The following is a 15980-nucleotide window of genomic DNA, read 5'->3' as shown; positions in this document are numbered from 1 at the left end:
ATACACCGCGGTCCAGGCGGCCAATCCGTTTCAAGGGCACAATCGAGTGGTCCTTCGGGTTGGTCGCTGGATCCCCAAACATCTCCACGAAGATCGCCCGCGCCATCTCGTCGAGTTGCGCCAGCGCCGCTCGCCGGTTCGCCCGCAGCGCGTCGGCCTCGTCGAGGATGGCGGCGATGCGGCGCTGCTCAGCGAGCGGCGGCAGGAAAACGCGATGGGCCTTCACGTCAGAAGGCTTGATGAAGGGTTGAGCGGTTCCTGACCGCGGCCACCGCCCTTCATCGTTCAGCTGATGCCAGAGAAACCGCGTGTCCGCGCGCTCGGAGTCCGGGAGGATGATCTGCGTGTTCGCAAGGCTCGTCCACTCGCCATCTGCGTGGAAGCACTTTCCGCATCGCGCACCGATAGACGACAGCACAATGGCAGGCTGGCTAAACTCGCGCATGGGCAGATAGCCGTTCATGCCGTCAGCACCGTAGGCGGGAAAGCCGGCTGGAACGAAGTCGTTGCCCGAAAGCTTGTGGCGACCACCCTGAAAGATGGTGCAGAAATCTGCTAGGGCCGCGGTGCGATCGGCGCTCACGACAGCATACCCTCCAGCCGCGCCATCCCCTCGCCGATCTCTGTCTCCAGTCGCCGCAGCTCGGCCAGGATCTCCTTCGGCGTGCGCTGCTGCACCTCCTCCCGCACCACCTCCTTGTAGCGGTTCAGCGAGAGGTCGTAGCCCGCCGCCGCGATCTCCGCCTTCGGCACCCAGAAACTCTGGGCGGTGCGCGGGCGGGCGCGCTCCGCGTCGCCGCGCCGGCGCCAGCGGGAAAGCACGTCCGGCAGGTTGTTCTTCGCCTGCTCGGCCTCGGTCAACGCCTCGGCCGGCACCGGGCCGAGTTTCGCCTCGGGCAGCAGCGGCGTGCGCTTGTCGTCCAGGCTCCAGCCGTCGGCCTGCATGTCATAGAACCACACGCCATCCGTCCCGCCGCTGTCGGTGCGGGTGAACAGCAGGATGGCGCAGCTCACGCCGGCATAGGGGCGGAACACGCCGGCGGGCAGGCTCACCACGCCGTCCAGCCGGTGATCCTCCACCAGCATCCGCCGCAGCTCCTTGTGCGCCTTGCTGCTGCCGAACAGCACGCCGTCCGGCACGATCACCGCCGCCCGGCCGCCAGGCTTCAGCAGTCGCAGGAAGAGCGCGAGAAACAGCAGCTCCGTCTTGCGGGTCTTGACGATGGCGGTGAGGTCCTTCGCCACCGTCTCCACGTCCAGCGAGCCGGCGAAGGGCGGGTTGGCCAGCACCAGGGTGTAGCGCTCGGCGTCCTCGGCATGGTCCTGAGCCAGGCTGTCGCGATAGCGCACATCTGGGTTCTCCACCCCGTGCAGCAGCATGTTCATGCTGCCGATGCGCAGCATGGTGCCGTCGAAGTCGAAGCCATGGAACATGCCGTGATGGAAGTGCTCGCGCGCCGCATCCTCGTGCAGCGCGGCGGCGTGGTGGCGCTGGACGTATTCGCCGGCGGCGACCAGGAAGCCGCAGGTGCCGCTGGCGGGGTCCACGATGACGTCCTTGGGCCCCGGCGCCGTCATCTCGACCATCAGGCGGATGAGGTGGCGCGGCGTGCGGAACTGGCCGTTCTGCCCGGCGGAGGCAATCTTGCCGAGCATGTATTCGTAGATGTCGCCCTTGGTGTCCGTGTCCTCCATCGGCACGGCTTCCAGCATGTCGACCACCCGGGCCAGCAGCGCCGGGGTGGGGATGGTGAAGCGGGCGTCCTTCATGTGGTGGGAATAGGTGGAGCCGTCGCCGCCGAGGGTGCGCAGGAAGGGGAAGACATGCTCGCCCACCACGGCGAACATCTCGGACGCCGCGAAATGGCGGAAGCGGGACCAGCGGAGGTCTTCATAGGGGCGGGCATTCCGGCCTTCGCCGCTCATGCCCTCGGGGAAGATGCGGCGGGCCATGGGGCGCTTCAGGCGGGATGCCTTCGCTTCCTCCAGCGTGTGCAGCTCGTCGAGGCGGCGGATGAAGAGGAGGTAGGTGATCTGCTCGATGACCTCGAGCGGGTTGGAAATGCCGCCCGTCCAGAAGCTGTCCCAGATGCGATCGATCTGGTTGCGAAGTTCGCCGGTGAGCATCGTGGTCCCTGTCGTGACCTCCGGCGGCTCGGGATAGCCAGCCCAAACACCGGATCGTGAGCATGTGCAAGGAACGGGTGCGCTTGGCCAGGGGGTGCCACTGCCTTGATCAGTTGCCGGGATCGCAATGCAGCGTTCACGACGCGGACGGTCCAGGCGGGCGAGTCCCTCGTTTGATCCGACGCTGACGGCTTCGGCGCGGGCCTCGCAGACGTCGCGGACCTCGGCGTCGCGACTGCCTTGCATGGCAGCGAGCATATCGTCACAGCGAGGCGCAGTGGCAGGCCGAGATAAGGGCCGCCATCGAGGTGGGACACCTCCAGCCAGGAATCGGCGTCGATCACTCGATGGGCTAGTGAGTGTCTTTGCACCCGGGATCGGCTGCGCGTTGCGGACGCGCCGGAATCCGGGTGCATCAGGGCGGTTGCGGTCAGGCAAGCCTTGCGAAGCGCGACAGTGCTCGCCATGCTGGAGGCTGAGTAGCTGTTACCATCAGCTCACCTGTCCGGACGCGACACGCGACAGTCGCCACGATAGGCAACACAAAGAGGGAGGCTACCACGATGACTCCTGCCATCACGCGCCGCGTCCTGCTTGCCGGCGCCGGCTCCGCGCTTGCCGCGCCTGCCCTGGCGCAGAGCGCTTGGCCCACGCGCAGCATTCGCCTGCTGGTCGGTTACCCCGCTGGCGGCGCCAACGACCTGGTGATGCGTGGCATCGCAGCGCCGCTCGGCGATGCGCTCGGCCAGCCGGTGCTCGTGGAGAACCGTTCAGGCGCGGCCGGCGGCATCGCCGCGGATGCGGCGGCCAAGGCGGAGCCGGACGGCTACACGCTGTTCTCCATCTCCAGTGCGCATGTGCTGGCGCCCAGCGTGCGGCGCAACCTGACCTGGGATCCGGTGCGCGATTTCACGCCAATCGCGCTGGGCGCACGCTCACCCTACTTCCTGATGGTGCACAAGGACTTCCCAGCGCGCACGGTCGCGGAATTCGTCGCTCATGTGAAGTCGCGGCCGCCTGGTTCGGTCAGCTACGCTTCGTCTGGTGTCGGCGCGGGACCGCACCTGACCACGAGCCTTTTCATGCACGTCGCCGGCATCCAGCTGGACCACATCACGTATCGCGGCGATGCCGATGCGCTGGTGGACCTCACCACCGGGCGCGTGCCCTGCGCCTTCCTGTCGGTCGCGCCGGCACTGCCGCACATCGCGGCAGGCTCGCTGCGCGCTCTCGCAGTCTCCGGCGCGGAGCGACTCTCGGTGGTGCCCGACGTGCCAACGGTGGCAGAATCCGGCTATCCTGGCTTCGACATGGGCGCATGGTGGGGTATCTGCGGGCCGGCCGGGCTGCCCGGACACATCGTTAAGAAGGTCGCGGATGCGATGCGCCCGATCCTCGACGCACCAGACTTCGCAGCGCGCTACGCGGCAATGGGCGTGGTGCCTGGCAAACTTGGCATCGAGGCCTTCGCGCAGCTCATCCGCGACGACCGCAGGCGGTTCGAGGAGATCGTCCGCACGGCGGGCATAGAGCCGCAGGGCTGACGTCGCCTGACCGGTGCGGCCTGCCCTCGTTCAGGGCGAGGTCGCCCTCGCAAAGATGGAGACGTGAGCATGCGCCTACCCGAGGCCGATCCCGACACCTCGCCCGAATTGGCGGCGGCCTTCGCGGCGTTCCGCCGCACGCGCGGCGTCGTTTCCAACGTGATGAAATCCTTCGCGCATGCCCCGGCCGGACTGGCGGCTATCGTCGAGCTCGGTAGCTATTGCCGCTATGGCACGGAGCTGACGGAGCTGCAGAGGGAACTGGTGATCCTGATCACCGGCCGCGGGGTTGCCTATGCCTGGCACCACCACGCGCCGCTCGGTCAGCAGGCGGGGCTCAGCGAGCCGCAACTTCAGGCTCTGCGGGAAGGACGCACGCCGGAGGGGTTGAGTGCAACGGATGCGGCGATCTGCGACTACGCCTTCGCCTATGCCGCGCTCAAGGGCGTGCCGGAGCCGGTCTTCGCGCGGCTGGCTGCCCTCCTGACGCCGCGGCAGATCACCGACATCAACATCATCGCCGGCTACTATCTCTGCATCGCCTCCAGCATCATCGCCATGGAAGTGCAGCCGGACTCGCCCGGAGTGGTCGAGGCGGGGACAAGCTTCCACCGCGGTGCGCGGGGCGGCGCCTAGAGCGCGGAGCAGGAAGTTCGCGCATGACGCTCGTCATCATCGGCGCCGGCGCGATCGGCGGCAGCCTTGGGGCCTATCTGGTCCGCGCGGGACAGGACGTGCTGCTGGTGGACAGCGTCGCGGCGCACGTCGAGGCGATCCGGGGCCCCGGCCTGCGGCTCGAAGGCCGTGAGAGTTTCACCGCGCGCAGCCGCGCGGCCACGCCAGATGGCCTTGCCGCGGCGCTGACGGGTGAGGTGCCGGCAACCGTCGTGCTGACCGTGAAGGCGCAGGACACGGAGAAGGCCCTGCAGCCGGTGCTGCCGCTGCTCGGGCCGGAGAGCGTCGTGCTCTCGATGCAGAACGGCCTGAACCCGCATGCGGTCGCTGGACTGGTCGGTGCTGGCCGCACGCTCGCCGCCTGCATCAACTCGATGGCGGCCGACTACCTCGAGCCGGGACGCATCCTGTTCGGCGGGCCTGGGACGATCCGGATCGGAGAACTTGACGGCCGCCTTACGCCGCGTGTCGCCGCTCTGGTGGCCCTTCTGCGGGACGGCTACGTCGCCAATACCGAGGCCACGACGAACATCTGGGGTCATCTCTGGGGCAAGGAGGCCTATGGCGCCTGGCTGTTCGCCACAGCCATATCCGGCGAGCCGATCGCCGACGTTCTGGACGCGGATGCGAACCGGGCCATGCTCGCGAACCTCGCGGCCGAGGTGATCGCCGTGGCCGAGGCCGAGGGCGTGCGGTCCGAGGCGGTGGATGGTTTCGATGCGACTGCGCTACGCTTTAGCAGCTCGCGCGATGGCGCCGCGGTTCGGCGCAGCTTGACCGAGATGGCGACGTTGAACCGGCGCTCGCATAAGCCGCGCAGCGGCATCTGGCGCGACCTGGCTGTGCGGCGGCGGCGGACTGAGGTGGATGCACAACTCGGCGCAGTGGTGGACCTCGGCCGCCGGCACGGGATCGCGGTGCCGCTTGTGGCGCGGCTGGTCGAGATCGTGCATGCGCTGGAGCTGGGCGAACGCGCCATGCACCCGGCAAACCTCGCCGAATTGCGTGACCTGGACGGGACCTCCTACCCGGCCGCGTGACGGCTCCATGCCGAAGCAATTCGTTGCGCCTGCGGGCCTTCGACCTTGACGCTGGACAGCACAACGACACCGCGCATGGTCGAGCTGGACGGCGAGCGCCCGGCGGGTGAGGTGCCGCGGGACGACGACTGGGGGCGGGTGGTGGTGGTCCGGCTATGCCCCAGGGCGACGCTCAGCGCCGGGCAGCGGCGGGTGATCGAAGCGGACTATGGGATGGTGGAGGGGGAGACGCGGCTGGAAGTGCGGACCGCACTGCTGTTCCTGTTCCTGCGGCGGCTCGGACTGGACCGGGAGGATGGCATGGTGGAACTGGCGAAGCGGGACGAAGTTATTGAGGTGCTGACCGAGGTAATGAAGCACTTCAAGTCAGATTCATGACCAGCCTCAGCAAGATCACCTTGCTCCCAGTGTAATACTCTCAGGCAACTAGAATAATTGCCTATCGACGGTGTAAGTATTTGAATCTATGATGGCCTTATCCCCCCCGACCTTCAGCGCGATAGGGTCACCCGGACGGTGTCCGAGTTGCTTCGCACCTGGGTCAGGGAGTGATGGGGTCTCTTTGCGGGGCCGCCGGGAAAGTAGCTTCCGGCTGCGCCGCCGGAGACCTGGGGAGCGCCGTATCCAGGTCGTCACTACCGTCATCCACACCTTTCGGTGTCGCTCGGTGCCTGCCTGGCGCGTTGCCTATCTACACCTGGCAGGGTGTGGGTCGCAGTGCCTTCGCGTTGCCCACGTCTATGCGTGGTCCGTTTGCCGATGCCCCGATGGGGTGCGGCCCGGTGGAACCCCACTTCCCATGGCAAGGAAGCAGTGATCGCCGGTTCGGCCTCAGCTGGCCTCATCGCGCTTACCCATCCGCCTTGATCGCGGTGGGGGCGCTGTGGATCGGCGCCGTTGCCGGCGGCTGACTGCGTGACGCCGCCCTATGGGCGACAGACACGGCGCAGGGCGCGCTGCCCTACGAGCAATATTATAGCCCATTGCCAGTCAGAATTCACGCGCCGTCACAGGAATAACTGTCGGTGAAGCGCACCATCCGCGAAACCCTTCAGTAGAGATGCTCGCGGTAGGCTGTCTCGACCCTCGTCTCGGCCTCCTGCACGCCGACGCGACCGGTCTGATCAGCAAGGATGCGGCCGAGGCTCGGGACCTCTCCCGGCTCGGCGTGGCGTGACGGATCCCAGAGCGCGCTGCGCTTCAGCGCCTAGAGGAGCCAGCATCCCGTCAGGCGGCGGGACGGGGCGCGTCAGCCCGGTGCGACCCAGACCAGTATATGGGTCGCCAAGGCGCAGGTCTGGCCGTCGTTATTGACCACCTCCACGCGGGCCCGGCTGCGGCCGGCGGCGTCGTCCACTGCCTCGATCGTGTAGCGCGCGGTCAGCGTGTCGCCGGCGAAGACCGGGCGGATGAAGCGCACGCGGTCATAGCCGGCCGAGACCGGCGTGCCGCGCGCACCCCGCTCCAACGAGCGCTTCGACATCATCGACGCGGTCGCGGAAGGCAGGCCCATCACCAGCGCGCCATGCGCGATGATGCGGCCGAAGGCGGTGGTCCGGGCGAACGCCTCGTCGGTGTGGACGGGGTCATGGTCGCCGCTGAGCTCGGCGAAGGCGGCGATGTCGGCGGCGGAGAGGGTGCGGGTAAATTCCACGCTGTCGCCCACCTGCAGGAAGGTTGGCCCGCCGCTCATGCCGTGATCTCCGCCAGCCGTGCCGAGGCGTTTCGTGCCGGCGCGAGCCGCGTGGCCAGACCCATCAGCCCGTCGACGAACAGCCGCGCATTCATCGGCCGCAGTGCCGGCGAGATGCGCGGGCGGAACGCCATGGCGGCGATCACGTCGTGCTCGACGTCGGCGCCGGGCGCGACCTCGATCAGCTCCGGGCCCTCCGCGCCGAGGCGGAACACCGCGCGCTCCGTCACATACAGCACCTGCTGGCCGCGCTGGCGCGCGTAGCGGCCGGAGAAGGTGATCTGCTCCACCTGCCGCACCGCCTTCGGCGCCCCATTCGCCGCGAGCGTGCCGCCGAACACCACCGATCCTGCACCCTGCGAGATGTTGATGAAGCCGCCGGGACCGACGATGCGGCCGGCGAAGCGGGAGACGTTGACGTTGCCCTCGGCGTCGAACTCCGCGAAGGAGAGGAAGGCGAGGTCGAGCCCGCCGCCATCGTAAAAGTCGAACTGGTAGGGCTGGTCGATCTGCGCGTCGGGCGAGAGCGCCGCACCCGCCTCGTTGCCGCTGGCCGGCGCGCCGCCGATGTTGCCCTGCTCGTTGGTGAGGCAGATGCGGTGCAGGATCGCTTCCTCCGCCGCGACATTGGCGATGCCGGTGGAAACGCCGGAACCGAGGTTGCAGATCGCGCCCTCGAACAGCTCGAGCGCGCCGCGCCGGGCGATGATGCGGCGCGGCCCCGGCGGCAGGCGCGGCACCTCGTCGAGCGACACGCGCTGATGGCCGGAATAGGCGAGGCTGTCCTCGGTCTCGTAGGTCTGCCACTGCTCCGGCGCGAGCACCACGGCATCCACCAGGATGCCCGGCACCTTGACCATCTTCGGATGCAGCGTGCCGGCCGCCACCATCCGCTTCACCTGCACGATGACGAGGCCGCCGGCGCGGCGCGTGGCCTGCGCCATGGAGAGCATCTCCAGCGTCACCGCCTCGTGCTCCATCGAGATGTTGCCGTTCGCATCCGCCGCCGAGCCGCGCAGAAAGGCGACGTTCGGCACGAAAGGCTTGTAGAACAGGTAGTCCTCGCCGCGGAATTGCTGCAGCTCGACCAGATCTTCGGTGGCACGGCGGCTCTGCTTGCCGCCGCCGAGACGTGGATCCACGAAGGTGTGCAGCCCGGTCTTCGTCAGCAGCCCGGGACGGCCGGCCGCCATCTCGCGCATCAGCTGCGACATCGCGCCCTGCGGCATGGTGTAGGCCTCGATCTTCTCCTCGATTGCCAGCCGCGCGATGCCCGGCGAATTGACGAAGGTGCCGGCGACGGAGCGCTTCAGCAGCCCTTCCTGCGCGAGATGCCCGGCACCGCGCGTTGCGCCGTCGCCGAGCCCGACCGGATGGATTGCCGAGATCCCGCGCGGCGACCCCGTCGCGCGGAAGCGCTCGCCGACCGCGGCCAGCAGCGCCTCCGGCACGGCATGGCCGCCGCCGGAGCCGCCGACCAGCAAGCTGTCGCCGTCGCGCAGCAGTGCGGCGGCCTGCGGTGCGGTGATGATCCTCATGCGGTGTGTCCGGGACGCGTGAAGGAGCCGGGGAAGTGGCAGGCGACGAGATGGCCCGGCGCCACCTCGGCGAGCGGCGGCGGCGCCTCGCAGGCCGGGCGCGCCACCGGGCAGCGGCCGCGGAAGGCACAGCCGGTCGGCAGCGAGAAGGTCGAGGGCGGCTCGCCGCCCAGCACCACGCGCTCGGCGCCCGGCTCCGGCACGGCGGAGATCAGCGCGACGGTGTAGGGGTGCAGCGGCTTTGCGAAAAGCTCGAAGGCCGGGCCCTGCTCGACGATGCGGCCGAGATACATCACCGCCACGCGGTCGCAGAAGGCGCGCACCACCGCCAGGTCATGCGCAATGAACAGGTAGGAAAGCCCGAGCTTCTCGCGCAGCTCCAGCATCAGATTCAGCACCTGTGCCTGCACGTTAACGTCGAGCGCCGAAACCGGCTCGTCGGCCACCACCAGATCCGGCTGCAGGGCCAGCGAGCGCGCGATGGAGACGCGCTGTCGCTGGCCGCCGGAGAATTCATGCGGGAAGCGCGTCGCCCATTCCGGCTTGAGGCCGACCGTCGCCATCAAATCCAGCACGCGCTTGCGCGCCTCGGCCGGATTCTTCGCGCGGTCATGCGCCAGCAGCGGCTCGGCCAGCGCGTCGCCCACTGTCATGCGCGGATTGAGCGAGGCGTAGGGGTCCTGGAACACCATGCCCATGCGCGGCCGCAGCGGCCGCATCTCGGCGGGCGTGGCATGGGTGATGTCGCGGCCCTCGAAGCGGAGCAGGCCCGCGGTCGGTTCGTGCAGGCGTGTGACCAGCCGCGCAAGGGTGGATTTGCCGCAGCCGCTCTCGCCGACGATGCCGAGCGCCTCGCCACGGCGCAGCCGCAAATCCACCCCGTTCACGGCATGCACGATACGCTGCGGGCCGAAGAAGCCGTCGCGGCCCGTTGCGAAATGCTTGACCAGCCCCTCGGCTTCCAGAAGCGGATTCTCCTCGGCTGGCAGGCTGCGCGCCGCGGCCTCGGCGGCGACCGGCGGCGGCGGCAGCCTGCGGCCGTCCATCGTCACCCAGCAGCGCGCCCGGCGGCCCGGCGCGACCTCCATCAGCGGCGGGTGATCGGTCTCGCAGCGCGCGATCCTGAACGGGCAGCGCGGCGCGAAGCGGCAACCCGGCGGCGGGTCGAGCGCGCTCGGCGGTCCGCCTTCGATGGAAGCGAGCCGCGTGCCCGCCGGGCTGTCCAACCGCGGCACCGCATTGACCAGCGCCCAGGCATAGGGGTGGCGCGGGTCGGTGAGCACGGCGGCGGTCTCGGCTTCCTCCACCACCTCGCCGGCATACATCACCGCGACGCGCCGGCAGACCGTGCCGATCACGCCGAGGTCGTGCGAGATCAGCACGATCGCCGTGCCGAACTCCTCGTTCAGGCCACGCAGCAGGTCGAGGATCTGCGCCTGGATGGTGACGTCGAGGGCGGTGGTGGGCTCGTCCGCGATCAGCAGAGCCGGGTCGTTCGCCACGCCGATCGCCAGCATCACGCGCTGGCGCATGCCGCCGGAGAACTGGTGCGGGAAGGAAGCGGCGGCGCGTTCGGGCGCTGCGATGCCCATCCGCCGCAGCAGCTCCACCGCGCGCGGCTTCGCGCTGGCCTTCGTCTGCTTTCCATGGCTGACCATGTGCTCCGTCACCTGGCGCAGGATGCGGATCACCGGGTTGAGCCCCGTCATCGGGTCCTGGAACACCATCGCCGCGCGGTCGCCGCGCCAGGCGCGCAGCTCGTCCTGGCGCATCGCCAGCACGTCGCGCCCCTGGAAGCGCACGGCGCCGCCGATGATCCGCGCGGGCTCCTCCAGCAGCCGCATCAGCGACAGCGCGGTGACGCTCTTGCCCGAGCCGCTCTCGCCGACGATGCCGAGCGTCTCGCCGGGGCCGACGGTGAAGGAGACGCCGTCCACCGCATGCACCGCGCCGTCATCGGTGAGGAAGACGGTGCGCAGCTCTTCGACCTCGAGAACAGGCTTGGTCGTGGCGGCGGTGCCGCGATCGGCCTGGATGCCCTCCATCAGCGCGACCGCGCCTTCGGGTCGAGCCAGTCCCGCAGCCCGTCGCCGAGGAAGTTGAAGCCGACCACGACGGTGAGGATCGCCAGCCCGGGGAAGGTGGCCACCCACCATTGCTCCACCAGCTCGCGCCCCTCCGACACCATCGAGCCCCATTCCGGTGTCGGCGGCACCACGCCGAGGCCGAGGAAGGACAGGCCGGCGAAGGTGAGGATCGCATTGCCGAGGTCGAGCGAGATCAGCACCGCTATCGGCCCGAAGGTGTTGGGCAGTATGTGGCGGCCGAGGATGCGGATCGGCCTGAGGCCCAGCACCGTCGCCGCCTCGACATATTCCTGGCTGCGCTGCACCAGCGCCAGCGCGCGCGCGAGGCGTGCGAATTTCGGCCACCACACCACCAGCATCGCCAGGATGGTGTTGGTGGTGCCGATCCCGAGCGCGGCGGCGATCGCGAGGGCGAGGATGATCGGCGGAAAGCACAGCACCAGGTCGGTGAAGCGCATCATCGCCTCGTCCACCAGCCCGCGCGACCAGGCGGCGACGATGCCGACCGTGATGCCGATCGCCGCCCCCAGCAGCACCACCGTGAAGCCCGCCGTCAGCGACAGCCGCGCGCCGTAGATCAGGCGGGAGAACACGTCGCGGCCGAGCACATCGGTGCCGAGCAGATGCTCGGCGGAGGGCGGCAGCAGGCGGTCGGTAATGTTCTGCGCATCCGGCGGGTAGGGCGCGATCAGCGGCGCGAAGATCGCCACCAGGATCCAGGCGACGACCAGCGCCGTTCCCGCCCAGGCCGGCCCGTAGCGTCGCAGCCGCCGCCGCCAGCGCGGCCGTGCGACCGGCACCACGGCCGCGACGGTGGCGGAGACGCTCATCGCCGCACCCGCGGGTCGAGCATCGCGTAGGAGAGATCCACGATCAGGTTCACCAGCAGGTAGGTCGCCGAGACCACCAGCGTGATGCCGATGATCGCGGGGAAGTCGAGCGCCGCGGCGGAGCGAAAGGTGTAGCGCCCTAGTCCAGGCCAGGAGAACACCGTCTCCGTCATCACCGCGCCGGCCAGCAGGTTGGCATAGGCGAGGCCACCCAGCGTGACCACCGGCACCAGCGCATTCGGCAGCGCATGGCGCAGCACGATCACCCCCGCGCGCAGCCCCTTCGCGCGGGCCACGCGCACGTAATCCTGCCCGAGGCTGTCCAGCATCGCGGCGCGGGTGGTGCGGGTGATCAGGCCGATGGTGGCGGCGGCCAGCACGATGGCCGGCAGCACCAGATGCGATGCTGCATCCCACCAGGTCTCCCAGTCACCATCGAGCGCGGCATCCACCAGGAACAGCCCGGTCGGGCCTTCCGGCGGGAAGGCGATGGGATCGATCCGACCTGGCCCCGGCGCCCAGCCGAGCCAGCCGTAGAAGATCGCCAGCATGATGAAGGCAAGCCAGAAGGTTGGCGAGGAGACGCCGAGCAGCGACACCACGCGCGCCGCCGAATCCACCCAGCCGTCGCGCCACACCGCTGCCGCCACGCCGAGCGGGATGCCGACGACCAGCGTCAGCAGGAAGGAGACGGTGGCGAGCTCGATCGTCGCCGGCGCGTATTGCGCGATGTCCTCCAGCACCGGCCGGCGGGTGGCGATAGAGATGCCGAGGTCGCCATGCAGCAGGCCGTTGAGGAAGATGCCGTAGCGTTCCCACAGCGGCAGGTCGAGGCCCCATTTTGCGCGCCATTCCGACACCGTCTCGGGGTTGGACGCGGCCATGTCGCCAAGCTGCGCCAGCACGGGGTCGCCCGGCACTAGGGCCGAGATCAGGAACACCACGAGGCTGGCCAGCACCGCCATGACGGCGGCGGAGACGAGACGGGTCGCGATGTAGCGCGGCACGTGGACGGCACCTCCCCTTTCGCCCTAGCTTGCCCCCATCGGAGCAATGTCAGCAAGGCAGGGAGAGCCCGCATGGACGGCGATGTGCGGATGCTGGTCGCGGACGGCGTGGCAGAGTTGATCCTGGACCGCGCCACCAAGCACAACGCCGTCACGCCCGCGATGGCGGCCCGTCTGGCCGAGCTCTCGCGGGCGCTCGATGCCGATGACGGGGTCCGCGCGGTGCTGCTGCGCGGTGCCGGCGAGCGCGCCTTCTGCGCCGGTAGCGACCTCAACGCGCTGGCCGCCTACCCCTCCGCATGGCATTTCCGTAACCGCGTGGAATACGCCACGGCCATCCGCAACATCCGCAAGCCGGTTGTGGCGGCGCTGCAGGGCTGGGTGCTCGGCGGCGGGGCGGAGATGGCGCTCTCGGCCGATCTGCGTATCGGCGCCGAGACAATGCGGCTCGGCTTCCCGGAGGTGCAGCGGGGATGGGTGGGCGGCGGCGGCGCGTCGCAAATCCTGCCGCGCATGATCGGCCAGGCCCGCGCTGCGCGGCTGCTCATGCTCGGCGACCCGATCGACGCCGGCGAGGCAGAGCGGCTCGGCCTGGTCGAGGAGGTGGTGCCGCAGGCGGCGCTGCTCGACCGCGCCTACGCCGTGGCGCAGCGGCTGGCGGCGCTCAGCCCAGTCGCGGTGCAGTCGGTCAAGGCGGCGATGCGCATGGCGATGGAGGCGCCGCTCAGCGCCGGCCTGACATATGAGAACGAGATGAACGTGCTGTGCTTCTCCGCCGGCGACCACCTGGAAGGCATCCGGGCCTTCAACGAGAAGCGGGACGCGACCTTCACGCGTTGAAGGCCGCGCCCCGCCGGTTCAGGCCGGCGTCACCTCGCCGAGATCGAGCTGCCATCCCGCGGCGGTCAGCGGGAAGTCCTTAATGCTGTTCCGCACTGCGATCTGGTAGATCGGCTGGAACAGGACGAAGTGGTGCGCCTCGTCCACCACCTTCTGCTGCCACTCGACCCAAAGGTCGAGCGCCTTGGCCAGATCCTGTTCCTCCGAGGCTCGCTTGACCAGCGCGGTCATCGCCGGCGGCACCGTCCAGTGCACGCGTCGCGCCACGCGCTCCACCACCGCGCTTGCCCAGAGGTCGTTGGAAACCGCCGGCGGATTCCAGAAGGTCAGCACGCCGCCGGCCGCCCGCCCCTGCGTGTAGGTGGTGCGCAGGTTCACCTGGTCCATCGGGTTCAGCGTCACCTTAATGCCGACCCGCGCGAGGTCCGATTGCAGCTTCTGCCCGAGCACTTGGTAGGAGACGCCGGCCACCGCCGCGTTGCCATAGGCGATCTCCATCTCGAAGCCGTTCGGCAGCCCGGCCGCCTGCAGCAGCTGCCGCGCGCGGTCCAGGTTCTGGCTGTAGCCGATCCGCCGCGCGATCGCCTCGGTGCTGCCGTTCACGCCGATCGGCAGGAAATGCGCCGGCCGCAGCGCGACGCCGCCGAGCAAGCCGTTGATGATGCCATCATAGTCGATGGCGTGCCCGATAGCCTGCCGCGCTTCCATCTTCGCCAGCGCCGGATTGGCCTCGGCGTTCTGGGTGACTGCCATGTAGACGAAGTCGAGGCTCGGCAGCTTCTCGAGCCGCACATTGGGCTCATTGCGCAGTGTCGCGATCTGCTCGGGGATCAGGTTGAAGGCGGCGTGCACGTCGCCGCGCCGCACTGCGAGCAGCTGCGCCGCGCTGTCCGACAGGTGGCGGATCACCACGCGTTCGAAGGCGGGGGCGCCGCGCCAGTGGTTCGGGTTCGCCTGCAGCTGGATCTGCGCATTGCGCTCCCACCGCACCAGCCGATAGGGGCCGGTGCCGGCGGAGTTGCTGTTCAGCCACTCCGTCGCCGCGTCCTTCTCCTTGGCATCGGTGCCCTGCACGGCGCCGTGGCTCAGTAGCACCGCCTTCTCCAGGACTGAGCATCCGGGGTTGCAGAGGATGGGCAGGATCGGGGCGTTTGGCGCGCTCAGGATGAAGTCGACGGTCCTACCGTCCACCACCTCCACGCGGTCAACCGCCTTGATGTATTGCTGCGTCTGCTCCTTCATGTTGATAAGCCGGTCGAAGGAGAACTTCACGTCTTCCGGCGTCATCACCGCACCGCTCGCGAACTTGACGCCCTCGCGCAAGGTGAAGCGCCAGCCATCGCCGCCGGGCCGCCGCGTCCACGCGGTGGCGAGCGAGGGCTTCGGGTTTACGAGGTCATCGCGATCCAGCGTCAGCAGGCTGTCGTAGCAGGCGGCCAGCGTCATCGGCGGCGTGTATTGCGCCTGCCGCACGGGATCGAAGGTGATGCTGTCCGAGATATCGATGCCGATGACCAGCGTGCGGCCTCGTGCCTGCGCGAGCGCCCGGCCGCCCGGCAGCAACGGCAGCGCCGCGGCGGAGGCGCCGAGGAGACGGACGAGGTCGCGACGCGAGAGTGACATGATCGTCATGGACATTTCCTCATGGTCGCCCGATGCTGTTCTCGGGTCGTTGCAAGGCTTGGCACGCCAGGCTGGCACGTCTGGGCGAAACAGTAGAGTGCGGCGAGGCTGCCTGTGAAGCGTGAAGCTCCGACACCGGCGCCGGGCGCCGTCGCGATCACCGGCACGACCAGGCTGTTCGGCATTATCGGCGATCCCGTCGCGCCGCTCCGCTCGCCGGCGCTTTTCAACCTCGTTTTCGCCCGGCTCGGGCGCGACGCGGCGTTCCTGCCCTTCCAGGTGCGCGACGGCGCACTGCCGACGGCCTGGCGCGGCCTGACGCTGCTCGAGAATCTGGAAGGGCTGGTCATCACCATGCCGCACAAGACGGCGGTGCTGCCGCTGCTCGATGCGCTCGGCCCGACGGCGCGCGCAACCGGCACGGTGAACATCGTGCGTCGGCGGCCCGGCGGCGGCTGGGAAGGCGAAATGTTCGATGGCGAGGGCTTCCGCGATGGGCTGGAACGCGCTGGTCACAAGGTCGCGGGCGCGACGATCCTGCAGGTCGGCTGCGGCGCGGCCGGCCGCGCCATCGCCCATGCGCTGGTCCGAGCCGGCGCGGCGCGGCTGGCGCTGCATGATGCGGCGCCGGGTCGGGCGGAGGCGGTGGCCGTAGCGCTGCGTGCGGCGCATTCCGCGTCTGAGGTGGCGGTCGCGTCCCCTGATCCCGCCGGCTTCGACATCGTGGTGAACGCCACGCCGCTCGGCCTCCGTCCCGACGACCCTTTACCGCTCGACCCCGGCGCGCTGCGGGCCGGGCAGTTGGTGGCCGACGTTATCCCGAACCCGGAGGTGACGCCGCTGGTTGCCGCGGCGCGGGCCGCGGGGTGCCCCACCGTGACTGGCCGGTCGATGCATGAAGGCCAAGCAAGGCTTGCCGCGGCTTGGCTCGGCATCGCGGGCTGGGAGGAGGCAGCAGCCCTTTAGATTAGGTATG

At 69.3% G+C, this 15980-nt stretch carries 14 protein-coding genes; 6 read left to right on the top strand and 8 right to left on the bottom strand.

Annotated elements, in window-relative coordinates:
* Positions 1–583: restriction endonuclease subunit S (locus ACESM1_RS28975; protein WP_372624698.1), on the bottom strand; the 583-nt coding region annotated here is incomplete at its 3' end.
* The gene (locus ACESM1_RS28970; RefSeq protein ID WP_372624697.1) at positions 580–2127 is read right to left on the bottom strand and encodes an N-6 DNA methylase; all 1548 of its coding nucleotides are present in this window, start codon (positions 2125–2127) and stop codon (positions 580–582) included. The genes ACESM1_RS28970 and ACESM1_RS28975, both read right to left, overlap by 4 nt.
* Positions 2128–2690: 563 nt before the next feature.
* On the opposite strand from ACESM1_RS28970, the gene ACESM1_RS28965 reads away from it, so the two are divergent.
* The 4 genes from ACESM1_RS28965 (at position 2691) to ACESM1_RS28950 (ending at position 5764) form a co-directional block, all read left to right on the top strand.
* Complete coding sequence (locus tag ACESM1_RS28965; protein ID WP_372624696.1) at positions 2691–3671, top strand: Bug family tripartite tricarboxylate transporter substrate binding protein; 981 nt, start codon at positions 2691–2693, stop codon at positions 3669–3671.
* Between the two features lie 69 nt (positions 3672–3740).
* Entirely contained in the window at positions 3741–4307 is a 567-nt protein-coding gene (locus ACESM1_RS28960) for a carboxymuconolactone decarboxylase family protein (protein ID WP_372624695.1), read from the top strand.
* 23 nt (positions 4308–4330) lie between these two features.
* Entirely contained in the window at positions 4331–5386 is a 1056-nt protein-coding gene (locus tag ACESM1_RS28955) for a ketopantoate reductase family protein (protein WP_372624694.1), read from the top strand.
* A 75-nt stretch (positions 5387–5461) separates the two neighbouring features.
* Entirely contained in the window at positions 5462–5764 is a 303-nt protein-coding gene (locus tag ACESM1_RS28950) for a hypothetical protein (protein WP_372624693.1), read from the top strand.
* An 871-nt stretch (positions 5765–6635) separates the two neighbouring features.
* Here the strand turns inward: ACESM1_RS28950 and ACESM1_RS28945 are convergent.
* The 5 genes from ACESM1_RS28945 to ACESM1_RS28925 are packed head-to-tail and all read right to left on the bottom strand — an operon-like array spanning position 6636 to position 12541.
* Complete coding sequence (locus ACESM1_RS28945) at positions 6636–7079, bottom strand: MaoC family dehydratase (protein ID WP_372624692.1); 444 nt, start codon at positions 7077–7079, stop codon at positions 6636–6638.
* Positions 7076–8617 (bottom strand): acyl CoA:acetate/3-ketoacid CoA transferase, encoded by a 1542-nt coding sequence (locus ACESM1_RS28940; protein WP_372624691.1) that lies wholly within the window; start codon positions 8615–8617, stop codon positions 7076–7078. Before ACESM1_RS28940 ends, ACESM1_RS28945 begins: the two co-directional genes overlap by 4 nt.
* Entirely contained in the window at positions 8614–10662 is a 2049-nt protein-coding gene (locus ACESM1_RS28935; protein WP_372624690.1) for a dipeptide ABC transporter ATP-binding protein, read from the bottom strand. Before ACESM1_RS28935 ends, ACESM1_RS28940 begins: the two co-directional genes overlap by 4 nt.
* On the bottom strand, positions 10662–11534 hold the full coding sequence (locus ACESM1_RS28930; RefSeq protein WP_372624689.1) for an ABC transporter permease: 873 nt from the start codon (positions 11532–11534) through the stop codon (positions 10662–10664). Before ACESM1_RS28930 ends, ACESM1_RS28935 begins: the two co-directional genes overlap by 1 nt.
* Complete coding sequence (locus ACESM1_RS28925; RefSeq protein ID WP_372624688.1) at positions 11531–12541, bottom strand: ABC transporter permease; 1011 nt, start codon at positions 12539–12541, stop codon at positions 11531–11533. The genes ACESM1_RS28930 and ACESM1_RS28925 overlap by 4 nt, the downstream gene beginning before the upstream one ends.
* 72 nt (positions 12542–12613) lie before the next feature.
* Between ACESM1_RS28925 and ACESM1_RS28920 the strand changes: the two genes are divergently transcribed.
* Positions 12614–13381, top strand: coding sequence for an enoyl-CoA hydratase/isomerase family protein (locus ACESM1_RS28920; protein ID WP_372624687.1), 768 nt, complete (start codon positions 12614–12616; stop codon positions 13379–13381).
* Between the two features lie 18 nt (positions 13382–13399).
* Here ACESM1_RS28920 and ACESM1_RS28915 read toward each other — a convergent pair whose 3' ends face one another.
* Positions 13400–15013, bottom strand: coding sequence for an ABC transporter substrate-binding protein (locus ACESM1_RS28915; RefSeq protein ID WP_372624686.1), 1614 nt, complete (start codon positions 15011–15013; stop codon positions 13400–13402).
* Between the two features lie 105 nt (positions 15014–15118).
* Between ACESM1_RS28915 and ACESM1_RS28910 the strand changes: the two genes are divergently transcribed.
* Complete coding sequence (locus ACESM1_RS28910) at positions 15119–15970, top strand: shikimate dehydrogenase family protein (RefSeq protein WP_372624685.1); 852 nt, start codon at positions 15119–15121, stop codon at positions 15968–15970.
* Positions 15971–15980 lie beyond the last annotated feature (10 nt).

This window comes from Falsiroseomonas sp. (assembly GCF_041690465.1).
In the GTDB taxonomy this organism is placed as follows: Bacteria; Pseudomonadota; Alphaproteobacteria; order Acetobacterales; family Acetobacteraceae; genus Falsiroseomonas.
This window is presented reverse-complemented; position numbering and strand designations above follow the sequence as displayed.

What these genes read in the sequence shown, in the direction of transcription:
- ACESM1_RS28950 (WP_372624693.1), top strand. Translation starts at nt 5,462, where the DNA reads ATGGTCGAGCTGGACGGCGAGCGCCCGGCGGGTGAGGTGCCGCGGGAC.
- ACESM1_RS28965 (WP_372624696.1), top strand. Translation starts at nt 2,691, where the DNA reads ATGACTCCTGCCATCACGCGCCGCGTCCTGCTTGCCGGCGCCGGCTCC.
- ACESM1_RS28955 (WP_372624694.1), top strand. Translation starts at nt 4,331, where the DNA reads ATGACGCTCGTCATCATCGGCGCCGGCGCGATCGGCGGCAGCCTTGGG.
- ACESM1_RS28970 (WP_372624697.1), bottom strand. Translation starts at nt 2,127, where the DNA reads ATGCTCACCGGCGAACTTCGCAACCAGATCGATCGCATCTGGGACAGC.
- ACESM1_RS28935 (WP_372624690.1), bottom strand. Translation starts at nt 10,662, where the DNA reads ATGGAGGGCATCCAGGCCGATCGCGGCACCGCCGCCACGACCAAGCCT.
- ACESM1_RS28930 (WP_372624689.1), bottom strand. Translation starts at nt 11,534, where the DNA reads ATGAGCGTCTCCGCCACCGTCGCGGCCGTGGTGCCGGTCGCACGGCCG.
- ACESM1_RS28945 (WP_372624692.1), bottom strand. Translation starts at nt 7,079, where the DNA reads ATGAGCGGCGGGCCAACCTTCCTGCAGGTGGGCGACAGCGTGGAATTT.
- ACESM1_RS28960 (WP_372624695.1), top strand. Translation starts at nt 3,741, where the DNA reads ATGCGCCTACCCGAGGCCGATCCCGACACCTCGCCCGAATTGGCGGCG.
- ACESM1_RS28915 (WP_372624686.1), bottom strand. Translation starts at nt 15,013, where the DNA reads ATGACGATCATGTCACTCTCGCGTCGCGACCTCGTCCGTCTCCTCGGC.
- ACESM1_RS28940 (WP_372624691.1), bottom strand. Translation starts at nt 8,617, where the DNA reads ATGAGGATCATCACCGCACCGCAGGCCGCCGCACTGCTGCGCGACGGC.
- ACESM1_RS28920 (WP_372624687.1), top strand. Translation starts at nt 12,614, where the DNA reads ATGGACGGCGATGTGCGGATGCTGGTCGCGGACGGCGTGGCAGAGTTG.